Origin of the sequence: Actinomyces sp. zg296, assembly GCF_009829695.1 — a bacterium.
Classification (GTDB): domain Bacteria; phylum Actinomycetota; class Actinomycetes; order Actinomycetales; family Actinomycetaceae; genus Actinomyces; species Actinomyces marmotae.
Genome location: NZ_VWPG01000003.1, coordinates 358,489 through 380,503, shown reverse-complemented (window position 1 = coordinate 380,503; position 22,015 = coordinate 358,489). Strand labels below are relative to the sequence as shown.

General features: G+C 71.9%; 19 protein-coding genes. 13 read left to right on the top strand and 6 right to left on the bottom strand.

Annotated elements, in window-relative coordinates; genetic code table 11:
- The first annotated feature begins 235 nt into the window (after nucleotides 1-235).
- The 7 genes from eno to pth all read left to right on the top strand — a co-directional run bounded on the left by eno (nucleotide 236) and on the right by pth (nucleotide 6,413).
- Nucleotides 236-1,522: a phosphopyruvate hydratase gene (gene eno, locus GVV76_RS03910; RefSeq protein ID WP_159524426.1), complete on the top strand. Its 1,287-nt coding sequence runs from the start codon at nucleotides 236-238 to the stop codon at nucleotides 1,520-1,522.
- A 219-nt stretch (nucleotides 1,523-1,741) separates the two neighbouring features.
- Nucleotides 1,742-2,452 (top strand): FtsB family cell division protein, encoded by a 711-nt coding sequence (locus GVV76_RS10655; protein ID WP_159625084.1) that lies wholly within the window; start codon nucleotides 1,742-1,744, stop codon nucleotides 2,450-2,452.
- Complete coding sequence (locus GVV76_RS03900) at nucleotides 2,449-3,027, top strand: DUF501 domain-containing protein (RefSeq protein WP_159625082.1); 579 nt, start codon at nucleotides 2,449-2,451, stop codon at nucleotides 3,025-3,027. The genes GVV76_RS10655 and GVV76_RS03900 overlap by 4 nt, the downstream gene beginning before the upstream one ends.
- A 26-nt stretch (nucleotides 3,028-3,053) precedes the next feature.
- Nucleotides 3,054-4,034, top strand: a complete 981-nt coding sequence (locus tag GVV76_RS03895; protein WP_159625080.1) for a Ppx/GppA phosphatase family protein — start codon at nucleotides 3,054-3,056, stop codon at nucleotides 4,032-4,034.
- Nucleotides 4,027-4,974: a type I 3-dehydroquinate dehydratase gene (gene aroD, locus GVV76_RS03890; RefSeq protein WP_159625078.1), complete on the top strand. Its 948-nt coding sequence runs from the start codon at nucleotides 4,027-4,029 to the stop codon at nucleotides 4,972-4,974. The genes GVV76_RS03895 and aroD overlap by 8 nt, the downstream gene beginning before the upstream one ends.
- A gap of 213 nt (nucleotides 4,975-5,187) precedes the next feature.
- Complete coding sequence (locus GVV76_RS03885; RefSeq protein WP_159524421.1) at nucleotides 5,188-5,793, top strand: 50S ribosomal protein L25/general stress protein Ctc; 606 nt, start codon at nucleotides 5,188-5,190, stop codon at nucleotides 5,791-5,793.
- A gap of 23 nt (nucleotides 5,794-5,816) precedes the next feature.
- The gene (gene pth / locus GVV76_RS03880; protein WP_159625076.1) at nucleotides 5,817-6,413 is read left to right on the top strand and encodes an aminoacyl-tRNA hydrolase; all 597 of its coding nucleotides are present in this window, start codon (nucleotides 5,817-5,819) and stop codon (nucleotides 6,411-6,413) included.
- Nucleotides 6,414-6,470: 57 nt separating this feature from the next.
- Here pth and GVV76_RS03875 read toward each other — a convergent pair whose 3' ends face one another.
- From GVV76_RS03875 to GVV76_RS03860, 4 genes are read right to left on the bottom strand one after another with little or no spacing between them, the layout of a single operon-like run.
- Nucleotides 6,471-7,220, bottom strand: a complete 750-nt coding sequence (locus GVV76_RS03875) for a response regulator (RefSeq protein WP_268891766.1) — start codon at nucleotides 7,218-7,220, stop codon at nucleotides 6,471-6,473.
- Nucleotides 7,202-8,836, bottom strand: coding sequence for a sensor histidine kinase (locus GVV76_RS10365; RefSeq protein WP_236263195.1), 1,635 nt, complete (start codon nucleotides 8,834-8,836; stop codon nucleotides 7,202-7,204). The genes GVV76_RS03875 and GVV76_RS10365 overlap by 19 nt, the downstream gene beginning before the upstream one ends.
- A gap of 10 nt (nucleotides 8,837-8,846) precedes the next feature.
- The gene (locus GVV76_RS03865) at nucleotides 8,847-9,683 is read right to left on the bottom strand and encodes an ABC transporter permease subunit (RefSeq protein ID WP_159625074.1); all 837 of its coding nucleotides are present in this window, start codon (nucleotides 9,681-9,683) and stop codon (nucleotides 8,847-8,849) included.
- A 26-nt stretch (nucleotides 9,684-9,709) separates the two neighbouring features.
- On the bottom strand, nucleotides 9,710-10,657 hold the full coding sequence (locus GVV76_RS03860) for an ABC transporter ATP-binding protein (protein ID WP_159625072.1): 948 nt from the start codon (nucleotides 10,655-10,657) through the stop codon (nucleotides 9,710-9,712).
- Nucleotides 10,658-11,123: 466 nt separating this feature from the next.
- Between GVV76_RS03860 and GVV76_RS03855 the strand changes: the two genes are divergently transcribed.
- From GVV76_RS03855 to ilvA, 4 genes are all read left to right on the top strand, one after another.
- Nucleotides 11,124-12,107: a Bax inhibitor-1/YccA family protein gene (locus tag GVV76_RS03855; protein ID WP_159524417.1), complete on the top strand. Its 984-nt coding sequence runs from the start codon at nucleotides 11,124-11,126 to the stop codon at nucleotides 12,105-12,107.
- Nucleotides 12,108-12,245: 138 nt separating this feature from the next.
- Entirely contained in the window at nucleotides 12,246-12,653 is a 408-nt protein-coding gene (locus GVV76_RS03850; RefSeq protein ID WP_159524416.1) for an FKBP-type peptidyl-prolyl cis-trans isomerase, read from the top strand.
- Between the two features lie 729 nt (nucleotides 12,654-13,382).
- A complete protein-coding gene (gene ilvD, locus GVV76_RS03845) occupies nucleotides 13,383-15,266 on the top strand; it encodes a dihydroxy-acid dehydratase (RefSeq protein ID WP_159625070.1) in 1,884 nt (627 codons plus the stop codon).
- Between the two features lie 203 nt (nucleotides 15,267-15,469).
- Entirely contained in the window at nucleotides 15,470-17,056 is a 1,587-nt protein-coding gene (gene ilvA / locus GVV76_RS03840) for a threonine ammonia-lyase, biosynthetic (RefSeq protein WP_159625067.1), read from the top strand.
- Between the two features lie 206 nt (nucleotides 17,057-17,262).
- Here the strand turns inward: ilvA and GVV76_RS03835 are convergent, their stop codons facing one another.
- Complete coding sequence (locus GVV76_RS03835; protein WP_159625065.1) at nucleotides 17,263-18,342, bottom strand: hypothetical protein; 1,080 nt, start codon at nucleotides 18,340-18,342, stop codon at nucleotides 17,263-17,265.
- 236 nt (nucleotides 18,343-18,578) lie between these two features.
- Here GVV76_RS03835 and GVV76_RS03830 point away from each other — a divergent pair, with 236 nt between their 5' ends.
- On the top strand, nucleotides 18,579-19,118 hold the full coding sequence (locus GVV76_RS03830) for an NADPH-dependent FMN reductase (protein WP_159625062.1): 540 nt from the start codon (nucleotides 18,579-18,581) through the stop codon (nucleotides 19,116-19,118).
- A 329-nt stretch (nucleotides 19,119-19,447) separates the two neighbouring features.
- The gene (locus tag GVV76_RS03825; RefSeq protein ID WP_159522021.1) at nucleotides 19,448-20,002 is read left to right on the top strand and encodes an NADPH-dependent FMN reductase; all 555 of its coding nucleotides are present in this window, start codon (nucleotides 19,448-19,450) and stop codon (nucleotides 20,000-20,002) included.
- 131 nt (nucleotides 20,003-20,133) lie between these two features.
- Here the strand turns inward: GVV76_RS03825 and GVV76_RS03820 are convergent, their stop codons facing one another.
- Nucleotides 20,134-21,957 (bottom strand): ABC-ATPase domain-containing protein, encoded by a 1,824-nt coding sequence (locus GVV76_RS03820; protein WP_159625060.1) that lies wholly within the window; start codon nucleotides 21,955-21,957, stop codon nucleotides 20,134-20,136.
- Between the last annotated feature and the right edge of the window lie 58 nt (nucleotides 21,958-22,015).

The window sequence follows — 22,015 nt, the reverse complement described above, 5'->3', positions numbered from 1 at the left end:
GCTGACTCCGCGCGCTGACCCGGCCTGTGTTGGCGCCTGGCGGCTGGCTCCGGGCGCGCGCTGACCCGGCCCGCGTTCTCGCCTGGCGCCCGGCTCCGGGCGCGGCCTGCGTTCTCGCCCGGCGTGAACGGCGCCCATCCGAGGACCATGGCCCTCGTGGGGATCCGCCCGTCCCGGTAGGCTTGGGCTCGCATCCGGATCACCCCGATCGGTTCACACGACAAAGGAGCACCAAGTGGCCCTCATCGAGAACGTTCACGCCCGCGAGATCCTCGACTCCCGTGGCAACCCGACCCTCGAGGTCGAGATCCTCCTGGAGGACGGCTCCTTCGCCCGCGCCGCCGTCCCCTCGGGCGCCTCCACCGGCGCCTTCGAGGCCGTCGAGCTGCGCGACGGCGACAAGGGCCGTTACCTCGGCAAGGGCGTCGAGAAGGCCGTCGCCAATGTCAACGAGACCATCGCCCCCGAGATCATCGGCTACGACGCCGCCGACCAGCGCGGCCTCGACCAGCTCATGATCGACCTGGATGGCACCCCCAACAAGGGCAAGCTCGGCGCCAACGCCATCCTCGGCGTCTCCCTGGCCGCCGCCGCCGCCTCCGCCGACTCCGCCGGCCTCGAGCTCTTCCAGTACGTCGGCGGCCCGAACGCCCACGTCCTGCCCGTCCCGATGATGAACATCCTCAACGGCGGCTCCCACGCCGACTCCAACGTGGACATCCAGGAGTTCATGATCGCCCCCATCGGCGCCAAGACCTTCCGCGAGGCCCTGCGCATGGGCGCCGAGGTCTACCACTCCCTCAAGGCCGTCGTGAAGGGCCGCGGCCTGTCCACCGGCCTGGGCGACGAGGGCGGCTTCGCCCCCAACCTCGACTCCAACCGCGAGGCCCTCGAGCTCATCGTCGAGGCCATTGAGAAGGCCGGCTACAAGCCCGGCGCCGACGTCGCCCTGGCCATGGACGTCGCCTCCACCGAGTTCTTCGACGAGAAGACCAAGACCTACCAGTTCGAGGGCGAGGCCCGCGACAACGCCTTCATGGTCGACTACTACGAGAAGCTCATCACCGACTTCCCGATCGTCTCCATCGAGGACCCGCTGAGCGAGGACGAGTGGGAGGACTGGAAGGCCCTGACCGACAAGATCGGTGACCGTGTCCAGCTCGTCGGCGACGACTTCTTCGTCACCAACCCCGAGCGCCTGGCCAAGGGCATCGAGCTCGGCGCCGCCAACGCCCTGCTGGTCAAGGTCAACCAGATCGGCTCCCTCACCGAGACCCTTGAGGCCGTCGAGATGGCCCACCGCGCCGGCTACAAGTCGATGACCTCCCACCGCTCCGGTGAGACCGAGGACGTCACCATCGCCGACCTCGCCGTGGCCACCAACTCCGGCCAGATCAAGACCGGCGCCCCGGCCCGCGGCGAGCGCATCAACAAGTACAACCAGCTCCTGCGCATCGAGGAGTCCCTGGGTGAGGCCGCCGTCTACGCCGGCGCCTCCGCCTTCCCGCGCTTCAAGGCCTGATCCCGGGGCCGGGCGCGGTGCCCGGCCTGGGATCATGACGATCTGAAGCCCCCGCCTCGCGCGGGCCAGCGACCGTTGGCCCGCGCGAGGCCTTTTCGATCCGCGGTCCCGTAGGCCCCGTTTCGATCCGGGGCCCCGTGCGCCTTCCGCGCCCATGGCCCGTGCCACTCCCGGGTGCGCCGGCTTGGAGGAGGCCCGGCCCTGCGGCAGGATCGCCCCATGAGCCCGCGCCGCCCGACCCCCGCCCGTCCCAGGGCCCGCTCCGAGGCGCGCCCCGCCCCGCGCACGACCGTCCGCAGCATCGGGCCCGGGCGCCTCACCGAGACCGGCGACGCCGTTCGTCCCCGCCGCGTTGAACGGCCTGAGCGCCCCGACCACCCAGAAGGGCCCAGCACGACGCCCGACCGCGGCTCAGCCCGGGCCGCCGCCGAGCCGGTGCCGACCCCCATGGTCCTGCGCCTTGGCGGCCCGAAGGGGCTCGCCCTACCCGCCCGCCTGCTCGTGCTCGCGACCGTGCTCGTCGTCGCGCTCGTCGTCGTCCTACCCACCCTCAACCACTACCTGGCGCAGCGCGCCCGGTACGACGCCGTCACCCAGAAGATCGACGCCGCCAGGGTCACCGCCACCGCCCTCGAGCAGGAGGCGGCCCGGTGGCAGGACGAGGCCTACGTGCGCTCCCAGGCGCGCGAGCGCCTCTCCTACGTGATGCCGGGGGAGAGGAGCTACGTCGTCGTCGGCGCCAACGAGGCGCAGGCGCGGGCCGATGCCGATGCGCGGGCCGCCGCCAAGGAGGAGACCCGCGCCCCCTGGTACGACGCCCTCACGGAGTCCGCCGCCGTTGCCGGTGGTGCGGCGCCGCCGGCCGCGGGCCCCTCCGCGAGCCCGAGCGCCTCCCCCGCGGCGCCCGCTACCCCGGAGGCCACGAGATGAGCGCGGAACAGACAGGCCGGAGCGCGCAGGCCCAGTCGAAGCAGAGCACGACGGCGGGCGAGAACCCCGCGCCCCCATCCCCACCGTCGGTATCCCAGGCCGATCTCGACGCCCTGGCCGAGCAGCTCGGGCGCGTGCCCCGCGGCGTCGTCTCCATCGCGGCGCGCTGCGTGTGCGGCCGCCCCACCGTCGTGCGCACGGCGCCCCGCCTCCCTGACGGCTCGCCCTTCCCCACCAGCTACTACCTCACGCACCCCGCCGCCGTGCGTGGCTGCTCCACCCTCGAGGCCGAGCACCTCATGGAGGACCTCAACGCCCGCCTCGGTCGGGACGAGGCTCTCGCCGACGCCTACCGGCGCGCCCACGGGCACTACCTGGCCGCCCGCGCCGAACTCGGCTCCCCCCACGAGATCGAGGGAGTGAGCGCCGGCGGCATGCCCACCCGCGTCAAATGCCTCCACGCCCTCCTCGGGCACGCCCTGGCCGCCGGCCCGGGCATCAACCCGATCGGCGACCTCACCCTGGAGGCCCTGCGCGAGCGCGGCCTGTGGGACGATCGCCGCTGCAGCTGCTGACACTGCCAACCCCGTCCGGAGGACCCATGGCGCCCACCCGCGTCGCCGCGATCGACTGCGGCACCAACACGATCCGCCTGCTCATCGCCGACGCCCACCCCGACGGCGGACCCACCGGCTGGCACCTGGAGCGGGTCCAACGGCGCTCCACGATCGTGCGCCTCGGCCAGGGCGTGGACAGGACCGGCCGCCTCGATGAGGGGGCCCTCGAACGCGCCCTGGATGTCGTGACCGACTATGCCGAGCGCATCCGGGCCACCGGCGCTCGCAGCACGCGCTTCGTCGCCACCTCCGCCACGAGGGACGCGAGCAACCGGGACGTCTTCGTCAATGGCGTCCGCCAGCGCCTCGGCATCGAGCCCGAGGTGGTCTCCGGCCAGGAGGAGGCCCGCCTGTCCTTCGCCGGCTCGCTCCTGGGCGCACGGGGCGGGGCGCGGCGCCTCGTCGTCGACCTCGGCGGCGGCTCCACCGAGCTGGTCCTCGGCGCGCGGGCGCCCGAGGCGGCGATCTCCCTGGACACCGGCTCCGTGCGCGTGACCGAGCGCTACCTCGCCGACGGCGTCACCAGCGCGGCCGAGGCCGCCGCCCGGGCGCATGTGCGCGACCTCCTCGACCGCGCCGAGGAGGTCATGGACCTGGGCGCCACCGAGGAGCTCGTGGGCCTGGCCGGCACGATCACCACGATCACCGCCCACGCCCTGAGTCTGGCCGACTTCGAGCCCGACTCCATCCACGGCTCCCGCCTGCCACTGGGCACCGTGCTGGCCTCCTGCGAGGCGATCCTTCGCTCGACGGCGGCCGAGCGCGAGTCCTGGGACTACCTGCGCCCAGGGCGGCGCGACGTCATCGCCGCGGGGGCCCTCGTGTGGTCCGAGGTCATCGGCCGGGTCGCCGAGCGCACGGGTGAGGCCGGGCGCCCCCTGGAGTCCGCGGTCACCTCGCTCACCGACATCCTCGACGGCATCGCCCTGTCCCTGGCCGATCGAGCGGACCAGCGCCGTGACTGAGGCTCCCGCGCCGGGGGGAGGCCGGACCCCGCCGCCCGGCTCGCCGCTCTGCTCGCGCCCCGCGAGGATCGGGGCCGCCGAGCTCGGCGGGGAGCGCGTGGTCATCGCCGTGGCCACGACGGCCGACACCATCGACGGCACGAGCGGCGCCGGTGGCACCGGGGGCTCAGGCTCCGCGCTCGCCCAGGCGCTCGCGGCCGCGGCCGGGGGAGCGGATCTCGTGGAGCTCCGGCTCGACCTGCTCTCACCGCCGCGGGCAGCCAGCCCGCAGGACCAGGCCGCCTTCTGGCATGAGGCCATCCTCTTAGTTGCCGCGGCCCTGGCCCCCACCGGCACGCCTCTGCTCGCAACCGTGCGCAGCCGGCGCGAGGGCGGTGGCGCGGCCATGGATCCGCGCGAGCAGGCTGAGGCCCTGGAAGCGCTCATCGATCTCCAGGCCGAGCATCGTGCCGGGCGCGCGATCGCTGACGCGCTCGACATTGAGCTGTCCACCGGCGCCCTGCCCGCCCTGACCGAGCGAGCCCACCAGGAGGGGATCGCCGTCGTCGCCTCAAACCACGACTTCACCGCTACCCCGCCGGACGGGGAGATGCTGGACAGGTTGGAGCGGATGGAGGCCGGCGGCGCCGATTGCGCGAAGATCGCCGTCATGCCGCGCAGCGAGGAGGACGTCGACCGCGCGCTCCAGGTGGCGGCGCGGGCCCGGGCCTCCCTCAGCATCCCGGTGGCGGTCATCTCCATGGGGGAGCGGGGGCGGCGCAGTCGCCTGGAGGGCTGGCGCTACGGCTCCGCCCTCACCTTCGCCACCCTCAGCGCCGATCCCGCCGCGGCCTCCGCCCCTGGCCAGCCCACCATCGCCGCCCTCCTCCCCCTCTCCCACCGAGACCGGTCGAAAACAAGAGCGAAACCGGGCGGTTTTCCACAGACCGACGGATGCTGAGCCCCGTCCCCAGACTCCCGGGGTGGCCCGCCTCACCGCCTCCCGCCTGGCCCGCGCGCGGCGCCGTGCCGTACTGTTGGCCCGAAACCCCGGCGAGGGACACGCGCGAGCGCGTGCATCCGTGATCGACGTGGTGGCACCGGAGCGTGTCGCGCGTCGTCGCGCCGGACCACCGACGCGCGGGGCGCGCCCCGCCCTCCCCAGGAGACCCAGATGTCCAACGCCATCACCCTCAAGGCCACCGTCCGCACCGGCTCCGGCAAGGGCGCCGCCCGCCAGGCCCGCCGCGATGGCCGGTGCCCCGCCGTCATCTACGGCCACGGCTCCGAGCCCCGCCACATCCTTCTCGAGGAGCACGCCACTCGCCTCGCTCTGCGCGGCAACGAGAACGCCCTGATCAACATCGACCTGGAGGGCGAGGACCTGCTCGCCATCGCCAAGGACATCCAGCGCCACCCCATCCGCCCCGGCGTGCAGCACGTCGACTTCCTCCTGGTCAACCGCAACGAGCGCGTCGACGTCGAGGTCCCGGTCAACGTCATCGGCACCCCCGCCCCCGGCACCATTCACATGATCGAGCTCGACCACGTTGAGGTCACCGCGCCGGCCGTCGCCATCCCCGAGGCCATCGACGTCGACATCACCGGCGTCGAGGGCGGCACCATCATCACCGTGGCCGACCTGGCGCTGCCCAAGGACGTCCAGGCGATCTCCGACGCCGAGCTCGCCGTCGTCAACGTGACGATCCCGACGGCCCGCGATGCGGGCGACGCCGCCGGGGATGAGGCCGGCTCCGAGGCCGCCCCGGCCGCCGAGTGACGCGCACGCGCGGCTGATCACCCATGAGTGACCCCTGGCTCATCGTCGGGCTGGGGAATCCCGAGGCCCGGTACGCCCACAACCGCCACAACATCGGTCATATGGTGATCGACGCACTGGCGGGGCGGACCGGGTCTCGGCTCTCCCGCCACAAGGCCCGCGCCCGCGTCGCTGAGGCCCGCCTCGGCCTCCTGCCCGGCGGCGCGCCCGGGCCGCGCGTCATCCTCGCCCGCCCGGAGGCCTTCATGAACGTCTCCGGCGGCCCGGTCAAGGCCCTCGCGCGGTTCTACGGCGTCGACCCCGCCGCGCGCCTGCTCGTCATCCACGACGAGCTCGACATCAGCCCCCATGAGATGCGGCTCAAGCGGGGCGGCGGCGAGGGCGGGCACAACGGGTTGCGGTCGATCTCCCAGGCCCTGGGCACGCGCGACTACGCCCGCCTGCGCGTGGGCATCGGCCGGCCGCCCGGCCGCCAGGACCCGGCCGACTTCGTGCTCTCGGACTTCCCGGCGCGTGAGCGCTCCGACTGGGCGGTCACCTGCGAGGAGGCCGCCGACGCCGTCGAGAGCCTGGTGATCCTCGGTTTCGACGCCGCCCAACTCAGGCTCCACTCCGCCTGAGGGGGAAGGGGAGAGAGCAGCGGGCGGCTTCGAGGCCCGCCGCGGCCCCTGACTCACTCAGGACGTCATGAGCCCCGTCTCATAGGCGACGACGACGGCCTGCACCCGGTCCCGCACGTCCAACTTGGCCAGGATGTTGCCCACATGGGTTTTGACCGTGGTCGCGGAGACGATGAGTTCGTCCGCGATCTCCTGGTTGCTCATGCCCTGGGCCATGAGGATGAGGATCTCCCTCTCGCGGGGGGTCAGCGATGTCAGGCGCGGGTCCTCGGAGTCGGGGGCGCTGACCGAGTTCGGCAGGTCGCCCGCGAACATCTCCAGGATCCGGCGCGTGATACGGGGCGAGACCACCGCCTCCCCGCCGGCCACGGTGCGGATCGCCTCCGCGAGCTCGGTGGGCCGGGTGTCCTTGAGCAGGAACCCCGAGGCCCCCGCCCGCAGGCCCGCGAAGGCATATTCGTCGAGGTCGAAGGTGGTCAGGATGAGGACGCGCGTGCGCGGGCACTCGGCGGTGATCCTCGCGGTGGCCTCGATGCCGTCCATGCCAGGCATGCGCACGTCCATGAGGATGACGTCCGGCTTGAGGGCCCGGGCCTGGGCGACGGCGGCCGCGCCGTCGGCGGCCTCGCCGACGACCTCGATGCCGTCCTCGGCGTCGAGGACCATGCGGAAGCCCATGCGCATGAGGGACTGGTCATCGGCCAGGACCACGCGCACCGTGGCTCCGGAGCCCTCCGGTGATGCCGCCTGGGGCGTGGGGTCGGTCCGCTCTGCCACATCGGCCCCGTTCACATGGGCATCTGCCATGGCGTGGATCCCTCCTGATCCTCCTCATCCCAGCGCAGGACCGCGCGCACGCGCCATCCTGAGGCGTGGGGCCCCGCTTGGACGCTCCCACCATAGACGGCCGCGCGCTCCCTCATGCCGATGAGTCCTTTTCCTGAGCCGTGCATGGGGGTGGTGCCCGGGGCGGCCTCATTGTCCACCGTGAGCACGGCGGTCCCGATGTGCCTTTCGACGTCAACGCTCACCCTGCTCGTGGTGGGAGCGTATCGAAGCACGTTGGTGAGGGACTCCTGGGCGAGGCGGAAGAGGGTCATCTGGAGGCCCCGGTCCTCAGGAAGGTCGCGCCCCCGCCAGGAGTAGGTGATCGGGATTCCCGCGGAGGCGAAGCGGTCGACGAGGATCTGGAGATCCGCCTGCTCGGGGGCCGGTCTCATGGGGACGGCATCGCCGGTAGCGCCGTCCGCGTAGGCCGCGGAGGCGCGCCGCAGGTCGGCGACGGCGGTCGTGGGCTCGCGTGGCGCGACCGTGCCGGGAGGGGCGAACTCGGGGACGGGGAGGTCCTTGATGCGCTTGCCGTCGATGTCGGTCGAGCCGCCCGCCCCGCCGGTGGCGCGGGTCGTGAGGGCGCCGACCTGCGGGTCCTCGCGCAGCACGCCGACGAGCCTGCGCGTGTCGGCCAGGGCGCCGCGGCCCGTCTCCGCCAGTGCCGCGATGGCCTGCCGGGCCATCTCGGGATTCCGGTCGAGCGCGGCCGCCGCGCCGTCGGCCATGGTGACCATGACGGCCAGGGAGTGGGCGACGACGTCGTGCATCTCGCGGGCGATGCGGGAGCGCTCAGCGGAGACCGCCAGGAGGCTCGCCTGCTCCCTCTCCAGGGCGATCCGATTGGACCGCTCGCGCTCACGGGTCAGCCGGGCCCGCTGGGTGTGGATCGTCAGGCCGACCACCACGCCGCCCAGGTTGAAGACCACGAGGACGAAGGAGTTATGCATCATCACGCGCGAGGAGAGGATCTCAACCGGGTCCATCCGATTGATCACCGCGTCGAATCCGGCTTGGCTGATGATGGCGATCAGGGTCGTGATCAGGGCGGCGCCGCAACCGTGGCGCAAGGGAGAGCGGGCGGCGATTGTCCCGAGGATGATCGAGGCCGCCGGCAGCAAGAAGTTGGGGACGATGTCGAGGACGGGGGCCGCGCGGAGGTCGTCGAGCCAGAGGAGCAGCATGCCGATGTGGTGGATCGGCAGCGCCAGGGTCACCAGGGCCCAGGCGAGGCGGGTGGCCCGCCGCCTGAGGAGCAGGCAAGTCAGGCACAGCGCTGAGATGGCGACGGAGAACGGCAGCCACGGCTGAGCGGTGGAGCCAGCGCCGAGGGCCTTGGGGACGATGAGGGCGTTGGGGGTGAGCGTCAGGGCCAGCCCCGCGACCGCCACGGTGATGAGCAGGTCCACCACGATCGGCGGCACGGGCGCCCCGGTGGCGCGCGGGCGCCAGCGCCGGGGGGCTCGTCCCTGGCCGCCCTTGGGGGAGGGGGACTGGGGCGAGGCTTCCGGGACGGCTTCGGGCCCGGTGGAGGCGAGGCCCGCCGCGGCCTCCGGGAGGGCCGCGGCGGGCTCGTTAAGGGGTGTCGCGCTCATCGGGCGGTCATCAGGCGTCGCGCCGGGAGAAGATCACGTAAGCGATGATCATGGGGATGATGAACCAGGCGCAGGCCACGAGGGCGGCCTGCCAGTGGTCGAGGAAGCCACTCCAGGACCGGGCCCGCGAGAAGGGGTCGGTCAGGGCGAGCACGGCGTTGCCCGGGAGGAGCTCGGCCAGATTCTTCGCCCACTCGAACCGCGCCGACAAGAGGCTAAGGGGGATGGTGATGACGAACAGGAGGACGACCGCCAATGAGATCGCCCCAGCGGTGGAGCGGAAAATGAATCCCAGGGCCAGGCTCATCAGTGCGATGGCGGCAAAGCCGAGGCCGGCCCCCCAGATGTAGCCGGCGTACTCGGCGTTGGTCAGGGACACGGCGTGGTCCCCGATGAACGGAGCGGAGATCGCCCAGGCCAGGAGGATGGACACGGCCCCCAGGAGGAAGGAGAAGGCGGCTGTGACCAGGGCTTTGGCCGCTAAAACCTGTGAGCGGTGGGGGATGGCGGTCAGGGTGGAGCGGATCTGGCCGGAGGCGTACTCACCGGTGATGATCAGGGCGGCGAGCACGGCCACGGCGATCTGCCCGAAGGACGTCCCGGCGATGATGGTGTCGGCCGCCTGGGCGGTCAGATCGGATTGCGATGATCTGCCGAAGACGATGGCGATGCCGGCGCCGAAGAGGACGGTGATGATCATGGTGATGGCGGAGGTGACCCAGGTCGAGCGCAGGGTCCGGAGCTTGAGCCATTCCGAGCGCAGGGCGCGGCCGAAGGTCTGCTTGCCGTTGATGCGCTGGGCGCGGGTGGTTCGCCGCGCTGCGCCGGGGGTGCTGGGGGCGGTCATGGGGGTTCTCCTTGGGGTCGGCGGGGTCAGGCCCGGTGGGCGGCGCGCTTGGTGGGCTGGTTGGCCTGGGCGGGGGTGGTGCTGTACTCGGTGGCGCTGCCGGTGAGCTCGAGATAAGCGTCTTCGAGGCTGGCTTTGATGGTGGTCAGCTCGTGCAGGGTGATGCCGTGGGCGGCTGCGAGTTCTCCGACGCGCGCGGCGGGGGCGTCGGTGAGGGTCAGGACGCCGGGCTCGGGGGTTTGGGTGGGGATGTTCTCAGTGGCGAGCAGGGTGGCCAGGTCCGCGGCCTGGGGGGAGGCCACGCGCACGGTGTCGGTGGTGGCCGAGGCGATCACCTCGCTGACGGGGCCGGAGGTGAGGATGCGTCCGCGGCCGATGACGATGAGGTGGTCGGCGGTTTGGGACATCTCGCTCATGAGGTGGGAGGAGATGAAGACGGTGCGTCCTTCGGCGGCCAGGGCGCGGCAGGTCTGGCGCACCCAGAAGACGCCTTCAGGGTCGAGGCCGTTGACGGGCTCGTCGAAGATGAGGATGCCGGGGTCGCCCAGGAGGGCCGCGGCCATGCCCAGCCGCTGGCCCATCCCGAGGCTGAACCCCTTGACCCGCTTCTTGGCCACCTGGGTCAGTCCTGTGATGTCGAGGACCTTGTCGACGCGGCTGGTGGGGATGCCGTTGGAGACGGCCAGCTGCGTGAGGTGGGCGCGGGCCGAGCGCGATCCGTGCAGTCCCTTGGCGTCCAGGAGGGCGCCGACGGAGCACAGGGGGGCGCTCAGGTCCTTGTACTTCTTACCGGCGACGGTCACGGTGCCGGCGGTGGGCTTGTCCAGGCCCATGATCATGCGCATCGTGGTGGATTTGCCGGCGCCGTTGGGGCCCAGGAAGCCGGTGACGGTGCCGGGCTCGACGGTGAAGGAGATGTTGTCCACGGCCAGTTTGTCGCCGTAGCGCTTCGTCAATCCACGTGCCTCGATCATGGTTCCTGGCTCCTTAGGTTGGGGGGTGATCGCCGCGCTGCCCGCGCTGCCCGCGCGGCCCGGCGGGTCCATGGGAGCCGTCGGGGCCGGAGAGGTGACTGCGTTCGTCCCGACGGCGTGGCACCAGGCTAGTCAACGGCCCTCGCCGGCCCATCGGCGCGCGGGATGATCCTGCGAGGGGAGTGGGGCAGGACCCGCGGAGGACGCGTCTCCTCCTCAAGGAGGAGACGCGGCTCGATGAGGAGGCGCGGCCAGGGCGCGAGGAGGCGCGGCCAGGGCGCGAGGAGGCGCGGCCAAGGCGCGAGGAGGCGCGGCCAGGGCGCGAGGGGACGCGGCGGAGGTGGGTACTCCTGCCCGGGGCGGCGGTCGACCGGGAAGGGGAATGTGCGGCAGGATGGGGGTGTTGAGATGGAGGGCCCAAGTAGGGCCGCGCCGTCGGCAGTCCCCGTCCAGAGAGGACATACCCTTGAGCAACCCCTTCTTCGATCGAAACCCGGCCTTCAACGGAGGGGCGCGCACCGCCGTCGCGACGCCCCAGACCACCCCCGCCGGTTACCCCGCGATGCCCGGGTACCAGCCGGGCCAGTACGGCCAGGCCCAGCAGTACGGCCAGGCCGCGCCCTACGGGCAGGCGCAGTACGGCCAGCCGGTGGGATACGGCGCTCCCCAGCAGGCGGGCTACGGCCAGGTCACCCCGGCCCAGCTCGACCGGATGGAGGCCCAGTACGGGGCCCCGGCCGCCACCAACGTGGACCGCGGCCGCATGACCTACGACGACGTCATCATGCGCACGGCCGCGATGTTCGCGGTCATTCTCGCCGTCGGCGCCGTCTCCTGGATCCTGGCGACCAATCCTTCCACCGCCCCCGTCGGCTACCTCCTGATGGTCGGAGGGGCGATCGGCGCCCTCGCCCTGGGCCTGGTCAACTCCTTCAAGAAGGTGCCCTCGCCCGCGCTCATCCTGGCCTACTCGGCCTTCGAGGGCGCCATGCTCGGCGCCTTCTCCGGCGTCATGGAGGCGCGCTTCCCCGGGATCGTCATCCAAGCGGTGCTGGCCTCCGTCGCGGTGTTCGCCGTCATGCTCGGCGCCTACAAGTTCGGCGGCTTCCGGTTGTCCGGCAAGGCGCAGCGGATCCTCATGCTCGCCATGGGCGGCTACCTCGTCTTCTGCCTGCTCAACCTCGGGGTCATGCTGTTCTCCGACGCCGGCGGGCCCTTCGGCCTGCGCTCCCTGGAGATCGCGGGCATTCCGCTCGGCATCATCGTGGGCCTGCTGGCCGTCGTCATGGCGGCCTTCAGCCTGGCGATGGACTTCGAGTCCATCCAGCGGGGCGTCGAGGCTGGCCTGCCCACCCGCTACGCGTGGGCCGGGGCCTTCGGGCTCGTCGTCACCCTCGTGTGGCTGTACGTCGAGATCCTGCGGATCCTGGCGATCTTCTACGACGACTGATCCTCTCAGAGTCCTCCCCGTTTGCGGGGGCGCGGGGCCGGCCGGGCATGACCCGGCCGGCCCCGCCGCATGGGCGGCCGGCGCAGAGGCGGTGTCCCGATCAGTCAGCCTCGGGGCTCATCGCGTAGGCTGGCGCGCATGATCAACTCGAACATGCCCACTGTTGAGGGTGCCAAGGGCACCAAGCCGGTCCTCACCTTCCCCGGCCCGGATGCCCCCGCGGGCCTCCAGGTCCAGGTGCTCGACGCTGGTGAAGGCCAGGTCGTCGAGGCCGGCGACACCATCGTCGCCCACTACCTCGGCCAGTCCTGGAACGGCGACGTCTTCGACAACTCCTACGACCGCGGCCAGCCGCTGAGTTTCCAGATCGGCGTTGGCATGGTCATCCGCGGCTGGGACGACGGCCTCGTCGGCCAGCGTGTCGGCTCGCGCGTCCTGCTGTCGATCCCCGCCGAGCTCGGCTACGGCGAGCGCGGCGTGCCGCAGGCCGGCATCAAGGGCGGCGCCACCCTCGTCTTCGTCACGGAGATTCTCGGCGTCATGTGAGCAGCGCCCACCCCTCCCCCCCCCTCCCCTCGCCGAGACCGGTCGAAATCAAGAGCGAGACCGGTCGAAATTAGGAGCGAGACCGGTCCGGGGCGGAGGGTGGGCGCGGCATCAGGGGCCCGGGCGCGTGAGAGCGTCCCGGGCGCCCTGCTGGCGCCCCAGGGGGATCGCATCGCCGTTCCCTCGTCATCCCTGGCGGCACAGGGTTTCGCGGCGGTCCGTGGGCGGCCCATGGAGCGTCTGACCGGCCTGATGCCCGTCGAGCCCCCGACCACGCGTCAGTTGGGCGCCCCACCCTCCGTGTGACTGCCAGCCTCGCCCGAGGCACCTCGCACGCTCAGATGGTTTGGCAGGCGCTGGAAACCGCATGATTCCGGGGTTCTTCCCGAAGGCCCGCGCGGGCTGCTCCTCTCCCATGTGCAACCACCCCCCTGGATGCACATGGGAGAGGATCCGCTGCGGGATTCGGCGAGGCGGAACCGCGGAATCATGCGGATCTTGGCGGCGAGGGAGACTCTCTTACGTGCGTGCCGCCCTGCTGGGGTGGCGCCCGGTGCGCGGGAGGCGCGTGGAGAGGAGCCAGGGAGGAAGCCAGGGCCGTGGCCCGGCGCGCGGGAGGCGCGTGCGCGGACCGCACAGTGACCATTCGCATCGAGATGACATGGTGGCCGCTAATCTGGGCATCGCGTCATCGTCTTCGGCCCTGCCGAGCCGAGAACAGGAGCCCTCATGCCGCAGTACCGCAGCGCCACCTCCACATCCGGCCGCAACATGGCCGGCGCCCGCGCGCTCTGGCGCGCCACCGGCGTCAAGGACTCCGACTTCGGCAAGCCCATCATCGCCATCGCCAACTCCTTCACCGAGTTTGTCCCCGGGCACGTCGGCCTGCGCGATGTTGGCCGCCGCGTTGCCCGGCAGATCGAGGCGGCCGGCGGCATCGCCAAGGAGTTCAACACGATCGCCGTTGACGACGGCATCGCCATGGGCCACGACGGCATGCTCTACTCCCTGCCGTCCCGCGACCTCATCGCCGACTCGGTGGAGTACATGGTGGGCGCCCACTGCGCTGACGCCCTGGTGTGCATCTCCAACTGCGACAAGATCACCCCCGGCATGCTCATGGCCGCGCTGCGCCTCAACATCCCCGCGATCTTCGTCTCTGGCGGGCCGATGGAGTCGGGCAAGATGACGGCCGCGGACGGAACCACCCGCAAGCTCGACCTCATCGACGCCATGATGGACGCCGCCGACCCCACCGTGGATGATGAGACGATCAGCGCCATTGAGCGCCTGGCCTGCCCCACGTGCGGCTCCTGCTCGGGCATGTTCACCGCCAATTCCATGAACTGCCTCACCGAGGCCTTGGGCCTGGCCCTGCCCATGAACGGCACGCTGCTGGCCACGCACGCGGACCGCGGCGAGCTCTTCGATGCCGTCGGCCGCCAGATCGTCGAAATCACTCGGGCCTACTACGAGGGCGACGACTCCACCGTCCTGCCGCGCTCCATCGCCACCAAGGCAGCTTTCGAGAACGCCATGGGCCTGGACATCGCCATGGGCGGCTCCACGAACACGGTCCTTCACCTGCTGGCCGCGGCCCGCGAGGCCGGGGTCGACTTCCACATGGCCGACATCGACCGCCTCTCCCGCAAGGTCCCGCACCTGTGCAAGGTCGCGCCGTCAACGAACCGCTACCACATCGAGGATGTCCACCGCGCCGGCGGAATCATGGGCATCCTCGGCGAGCTCGACCGCGCCGGCCTGCTGGACACATCCACGCGCACGGTCCTGCGCGGCACCCTCGACGACGAGCTCGCCGCCTTCGACCTGGCCCGCCCCGGTGCCGATGGCGTGCCCGGCTCCGGTGTGAGCGAGGCGGACCGGACTCGCTACCTCGCGGCGCCCGCGGGCGTGCGCACCACGGAGATGTTCTCCCAGGCCTCGCGCTGGGAGGCCCACGATCTGGACCGCGAGGCCGGTTGTATCCGCGACCTGGAGCACGCCTACTCGCGCGACGGCGGCCTGGCGGTCCTCTTCGGCAACATCGCGACGAAGGGCTGCATCGTCAAGACCGCCGGGGTGGACGCCTCCATCCTCACCTTCTCCGGGCCGGCCGTGGTCTTCGAATCCCAGGACGCCGCCGTCGAGGGGATCCTCGGCGGGAAGGTGAAGGCCGGCGACGTCGTCATCATCAGCCACGAGGGCCCGCGCGGCGGCCCCGGCATGCAGGAGATGCTGTACCCGACGACCTACATCAAGTCCATGCACCTGGGCAAGGAGTGCGCGCTGCTCACCGACGGCCGATTCTCCGGCGGCACGTCGGGGCTGAGCATCGGGCACGTCTCGCCGGAGGCCGCGGCGGGCGGGCTGATCGGGCTCGTGCGCACGGGGGACGTCATCGACATCGACATCCCGGGCCGCTCCATCTCCGTGCGCCTGTCCGATGATGAGATCGCCTCGCGCCGCGCGGCTGAGGAGGCTCGGGGTGAGGCCGCCTGGACGCCGCACGAGGAGCGCCCGCGCCGTGTGAGCGCAGCGCTTCGCGCCTACGCCATGCTGGCCACATCCGCCGACCTCGGCGCCGTGCGGGACCTCAGCAAACTCGGCATGTGAGGCTCGGGCGGGCCCCTGGTGCGCTCCAGCGGTGCCATCCGCGCCGAGTGGTGCTGTTTCCCCCCACTGGTGCGGGTAGGACGCGCCTGTGGGTGCGAACGGCACTGCTCGGGGTGATTCGCGCCAGTCGGAGGCCGCCCGCGCGGCGACCACGGACTGGTGGCGCCGACGGGGCCGCGAGCCGACTCCTCTAGGCTGACGGCGTGAACGAACCTGACGGCACCGATACCCCGTGGGACGCCTCCCTGTACTTGCGCGCGATCCTGCGCGCCCCCGTCTACGAGGCCGCCGAGCACACGCCCCTGCAGCGCATGGACGCCCTATCGGCGCGCCTGGGCTGCGAGGTGGCCGCCAAGCGAGAGGACTTGCAATCGGTCCACTCCTTCAAGATCCGAGGCGCCTACACCTGCATGCGCATGCTCTCCGACGACGAGCGCTCTCGTGGCGTGGTGACCGCCTCAGCGGGGAATCACGCCCAGGGCGTCGCCCGTTCCGCGGCGCTGCTCGGCTGCCGCGCCCTCATCGTCATGCCGACCGTCACCCCCCGCATCAAGGTCGATGCCGTTGCCGCCCTGGGCGGGGAGGTCCTGCTCCACGGCGACAACTTCGACGCCGCTAAGGCTGAGGCTCAGCGCCTGGCCGACGAGGACGGCCTGACCTACGTGGCTCCCTTCGACGATCCCCGTGTTATCGCCGGTCAGGGGACCATCGGCCTGGAGATCATCCAGCAGGATGCCGGGCTCGACCGCGTCTTCGTGCCCGTGGGCGGGGGAGGCCTGGCCTCCGGCGTCGCCGTGCTCATCAAGCAACTCCTTCCGAATGTGCGCGTCATCGGTGTCGAGCATGAGGAATCCGCCTGCCTGACCGCGGCGCTGGCCCAGGGCGGGCCCGTCACGCTCGGCCGGGTGGGGCTCTTCGCCGAGGGCGTGGCCGTGCGCCGCATCGGGGATGAGACCTACCGCCTGTGCTCCGAACTGCTCGACGACGTCATCACCGTCTCCTCCGACGAGGTTTCCGCCGCCGTCAAGGACCTCTTTGAGGACCTGCGCGCCATCTCCGAGCCCTCCGGAGCCGTCGCCCTGGCCGGCCTCAAGCGCTACGCCTCCGAGCACGGCCTGGCCGGGGAGCGCCTGGCGTGCGTCGTCTCGGGGGCCAACCTCAACTTCCACCAGATGCGCTACATCTCCGAGCGCGCCGAGATCGGTGAGCAGCGCGAGGCGATCCTGGGGGTGACCATCCCCGAGGAGCGCGGCTCCTTCCTGCGCTTCGCCCGGATCCTCGGCGGGCGCAGCGTCACCGAGTTCAACTACCGGGCGGCACCGGGCCTCGACGGATCCCTTGAGCCCGGCCCCGCCCGCATCTTCGTGGGCGTGGGGCTGAGCCGCGGGCGCGAGGAGCGTGCCGAGATCGTCGCGGACCTGGAGAGGGCCGGGTATGGCGTCGTCGACCTCACCGACGACGAGCTCGCCAAGGTCCACGTGCGCTCGATGATCGGGGGGCGGGCTCCGGCCGGGTTGACCGAGCGGCTCTTCAGCTTCGAGTTCCCCGAGTCCCCCGGGGCGCTCGTCCACTTCCTCGAGGTGCTCGGCACTCGCTGGAACGTCACCCTCTTCCACTACCGCACCGACGGCGCCGACTACGGCCGCATCCTGTGCGCCTTCCAGGTGGGGGTTCGCGGCCTCAGCCCGGAGGCGGAGGCCCGCGAGCTGCGTGAGCACATGAATCGCCTCGGCTACGCCTACCACGAGGAGACGGAGGACCCTGCCGCCGCCTTCTTCCTGGCGCGCTGAGGCCGGCGGCCAGGGCGGCCGACACAGCCAGCGCGGCCGACACAGCCAGGGCGGCCGACACAGCCAGGGCGGCCGACACAGCCAGGGCGGCCGACACAGCCAGGGCGGCCGACACAGCCAGGGCGGCCAGTGCCGCCACTGCGGCCCGCGCGGACCCCGCCGTCCGCGCGGACCCCGCCGCTCGCCCAGCACCGCCGGGTGCGCGCTCATAGCCCGAAGGCCATGCCGGGCATGGCTTCCGGCGGGTACTCGTCGTAGGGCGTGAAGAACCATGCGAAGTGGCGCCAGATCGGCTCGGGCAGATCCCTCAAGGTGATGAGCGGGCGCTCGATGGAGGGCCCTGGCGCCATGAGCGGTGACCAGGCGCCATCGGCGCTCACGTGGTAGAGCAGGGCTGACAGCGGGTGCTCCGCGTGCCCCCACCGAGTCAGCGACCACGTCAGCAGGGCGCTGAGATGAGTCTCATCGATGCCCTCGGCCAGAGGCAGGATTCCCAGCGACTCCTGCTCGGGCAGCGCCAGGACGAAGCCGTCGGGCGGATGCGGGACGTTCCGCTGCTGGCACACCTCGGTCAGGCTCATCGCCAGTGCCGCCGTCAGCATCGAGTCCGAGCCGATGAGATGGATCCCCTCGCCGTCGCCCACGTGCTCCGTCCTGTCCAGGACGATGCGGGCATTGGCGAGCGCGGCGGCGTCCACCCGCTCCTCGCCCAGGCGCTCATAGAGGCGGGCCGAGGGCTGGGAGACCAGGAGCCCGCCGATGTCCATGACGCGCGTGAGGCGCAGGCCCGGGGCGATCTCCGGCTCATCGGCCTCGGCGGGGATGCCCCTGCTGGGCGGCACCAGCCGCAGCCGCAGGGCCCCCAGCACCTCCTCATCCGAGTAGTCCTCGAGTTCGCGCGGTGTGCCGTCGGGGCGCACGGCAGCCATGAGTCCGCTGATGTGATGGCCCACGGCCTCCTCCCACAACTCCCGCTCCGTGCGGGCCAGGCACGCGGCGATCCGGTGCAGGACGAGTCTCGCGCCTTGGGGCGTGCGCAGCGAGACGGGCGAGTCGAGCCGGCTCCCGGGGAAGCGCAGGCAGACCTGGCGCAGCATCTGCGCGCGCAGCCAGTCGGCGTCGCGGACGGACAGTTCGGGCAGGAACGGATCGGGCGGGGAGGAATGCGGTGGCGCCTGGCGGGATGCGGCGCGGGATGCGGCGCCTGCGGACCGCCGCGAGCGTGATGATCGGGCGGAGGGGCGCCGGAGGTGGGAATAGTGTCGTGCTGGTCTCACTGTGCTCATGTGGACGACGCTAGGCCGACAGCGCGTGCCCGCGGCTGAGCCCTCCCCAACAGGGCATCGAACCGGAGCGCCTCGGGACATGTGGGTCACGACGAGCTTATGTGTGGTCTTCGTGCTATGCGATGAGGCTTTGACAAGTGGGGGCAGACCGCTACACTGATACGCGTATCAACTAGATGGTGCCGAACTCATCGGCTAACACTCTAAGTGTTTGCCGTTCCCGCAAGGAGCCCCTCATGACCATCCGCATCGCCGTCGTGCACGGCTCCATCCGCCCCGCCTCGGCCGGTGCCGCCGTCGCCGACTGGGTCGCCGCCCAATCCTCCCTGGTCGACGGCGTTGAGGCCGAGGTCCTCCGCCTGGCCGACTTCAAGCTCCCTCTCTTCGCCGAGGAGCTCCCGCCGGCCATCGCCATGCCCCAGCACCCCGCCGGGGTGGCCTGGAACGAGAGGCTCGGCTCCTATGACGCCGTCATCTTCGTGACCCCCGAGTACGACCACTCGATCCCCGGGGCCCTGAAGAACGCCATTGATTACCTCGCCCCCTCCGTGCTTGAGAGCAAGGCGATCGGCGTGGTCGGCTACTCCTACCAGCTCGGCCTGCGCGCCATCGAGCACCTGCGCCAGGTCCTGGCGTCCTTCAACTCCTTCGTCGTCGGCCCGCACGTCGCCCTGCACATCGCGACCGACTGGACCGACGGCGAGTTCGCCCCGGCGGCCTTCCATGAAGGGGAGGTCCCGGCGATGGTCCGAGCGATCGTCGCCGCCACGAACTGATGCGCCCTGATTGTCCCTGACGCATCACACCGCGCGGATCCCGGTGACCTGACATGAGGGTGAAGCGCCGCGATCAGCCCCCCTGGGCGTCGCGCTCCTCGCGCGGACCAGCGCTTGCTGGTCCGCGCGAGGGGCGTTTTCGGCTCTTGTGGCGCTGGTGGTCTGGTGGTGCCGGGGGTCCTGGGTGGGTGCGAGCGCCTGTGGGAGGTGGCGGCGCTTTGGCCTGTGGTGCGAGTCATGGTCTCGGAGGTGCTCAGGGTGGGCACTAAGGCCTAGAATACTTAACAATTCAAGTACCGCGCGGTACCCAGAGAAGCCAAGGAGTTGCCATGACCAAGATCGCCGTCATCCTCGGATCCGTCCGCCCCAACCGCGCCGGGGCCTCCGTGGCCGAGTGGATCGCCTCCAAGGCGAACGAGGCCGAGGGCGTCCAGGCCGAGATCCTCGACCTCGCCTCCTTCAACCTGCCCATCTTCGCCGAAGAGCTTCCTCCCATGGCGGCCCCGGCCAAGGACCCGGCCGCCGTCGCCTGGAACGAGGCCCTGGCCGGATTCGATGCCTTCATCATCGTCAGCCCCGAGTACAACCACTCGGTCCCCGGCGGCCTGAAGAACGCCATCGACTTCATCACCCCCTCCGTGCTCGCCAACCGCGCCGTCGGCCTCGTCGGCTACTCCTATTCCGCGGGCCACCGCCAGATCGAGCACCTGCGCGCCATCCTGGCCAACTTCACCACCGGCGTCGTCAGCGCCCAGGTCAACCTGCACCTCGCCACGGACTTCTCCGGCGGCGCCTTCGCCCCCGCGGCCTTCCACGACGGCGAGGCCGCCAGCCTCGTCCAGGCCCTCGTCGCCCAGGACAAGGCCCTGGCCACCCTGCGCTGAGCGCGAGCCCCTGAGCCGGACCACCGCGCTCAGACGGCGCTCCTGCCCGCGAGCGGGCCCGGTGACCGCGAGATCACCGGGCCCGCTTCCCGCTTCCTGGGGGGGCAGGGGACTGGGCGGTGCCCGCTCGGTCAGCCCACCTCGAGCGGCCGGTAGCGGTTGACGGCCGCCGCCACGTCCACCATCCGGGGCCGTACGAGGAACGCCCCGCCCTCGTCAAGCGCGTCCAGGCCCTCGTCGTCGAGCAGGGCCTCCAGGTCATCGAGGCACTCGCGCAGTGTGGAGGCGGCGTCGAAGCGCCGCTCCAGCAGGGCGCGCAGGGCATGGGCCGCCGCCTCGGCCTGACCCGGGTCCACGATCCCGGCCACATCCGAGATGTCCACCTCCTCGCGGTCCAGGGTCAGAGCGTCGGTCCCCCGGGCGCGGGTGCGGATCGGACCGCGCCGAGCGCGCGCCGGGGCGGGGGCCGGGATGCGGCCGGAGCCGAGCGGGAAGTCCTCCAGCGCGGTCCCCTCCCGGGGCTGCTCCACGACGACGGCTCGCGCCTGCTCGGTGGCGTCGCGCAGCTCGTAGGAGTCCAGGAGGAGGACATGGTCGGCCACGTCCAGGTAGTCGCCGGAACCGCCCATGACCATGACCGTGGAGACGCCCAAGCGCGAGGACAGCGCCCCCACCCTGTCCACCAGCGGAGTGATCGGCTCGCGCTCGGCGGCCACGAGCGAGCGCATGCGCGCGTCGCGGATGAGCAGGTTCGTGGCCGAGGTGTCCTCATCGAGGAGCAGCGCCGTGGCCCCCGCCTCGATGGCCTCGACGATCGCAGCGGCTTGGGAGGTCGATCCCGAGGCGTTGCGGGTGGTGAAGGCGGTCGTGTCCCGGCCCGCGGGCAGGTGGGAGATGAAGGGCGTGAGGTCGACGCCCGTGACGGCCCGGCCATCGGCGGCCCGCACCTTGACGGCGTCGGGGACGGTGGCCACGAGTTCGCGCCCATCGCCTGGCACATGCGGGTAGACGCCCCTCTCGATCGCCGCCAGCAGCGTCGACTTGCCGTGGTAGCCGCCGCCGACGATCACCGTCACGCCCTTCGGCACGGCCGTGCCGCGGACCGCCCCGGCATGGGGGAGGACGACCGTGGCGGCCAGGGATTCCGGTGCTCTCAGGGCGACGCCGCCCGAGCGCAGCGGCTCATCGCTCACCCCGGATCGGCGCGGCAGGAGGGAGCCATCGGCGAGGAAGGAAACCCAGCCCGCCTCCCGGACCGCCGCCGTGAGGGCCCGGTGGTCCTCCAGGGCCTCCACATGGGCGAGGAGTCGCTCAGCGCGCGCGCCCGTGAGGCTCAGGGCCGTCTCGATCTCGCGGACGAGATCCCGGCCGACGATCCTGGCGGCCTCATGGCCCTGGATGGAGCGGCCCTGGGCGGGAAGGGCCATGCGGGCGCGGACCTCGATGGTCCAGGCCCCGGCGTCCTCAGCACCGGTCGCGGCCGGGAGGAGGACGACGGCGGAGCGCTCCAGGATCTCCTGGCCGGGCGCCGCGATGGACAGGGCGGTGCCCTTGAAGCCCGCGTGGATCTCGCGGGTGAGGAAATCAGCGAGCGCGAGGCGGCGGTCCGCCGTCGCCAGTAGGCCCTCTCGCGCCAGGAGTGCCAGCGAGGGTAGGGAGGCGGGCGCGGTGACCCGGATGCGCGTCGGCGGGGCATAGGGGTCGGCCTGGACCCGGTCGATGTGGAGCGCCCATCCCTCGGGCGCCAGGTAGCGCCCGAGGATCGCCCGGTAGGCCGGGTAGGCGCGCCCGTCCAGGGCGTGGAGGTGGCCGATGAGGTCGCTCAACTCCCCGTCGCGCGGCTCGTCGTCGTAGCGGCGGCGCCCGCCCCGATAACCGCGGTCGCCCCCGCGCCGATCGCCGCCGTCGTGCCTGGCGCGGTGTCCGTTCCCGCCCGAGTGCCTGTCATCGCTCATGGGCTGATCCTGGCACATGGCGTGGGGCGGCGCCTGAGCGCGCGTGGTCCTCGCCGCT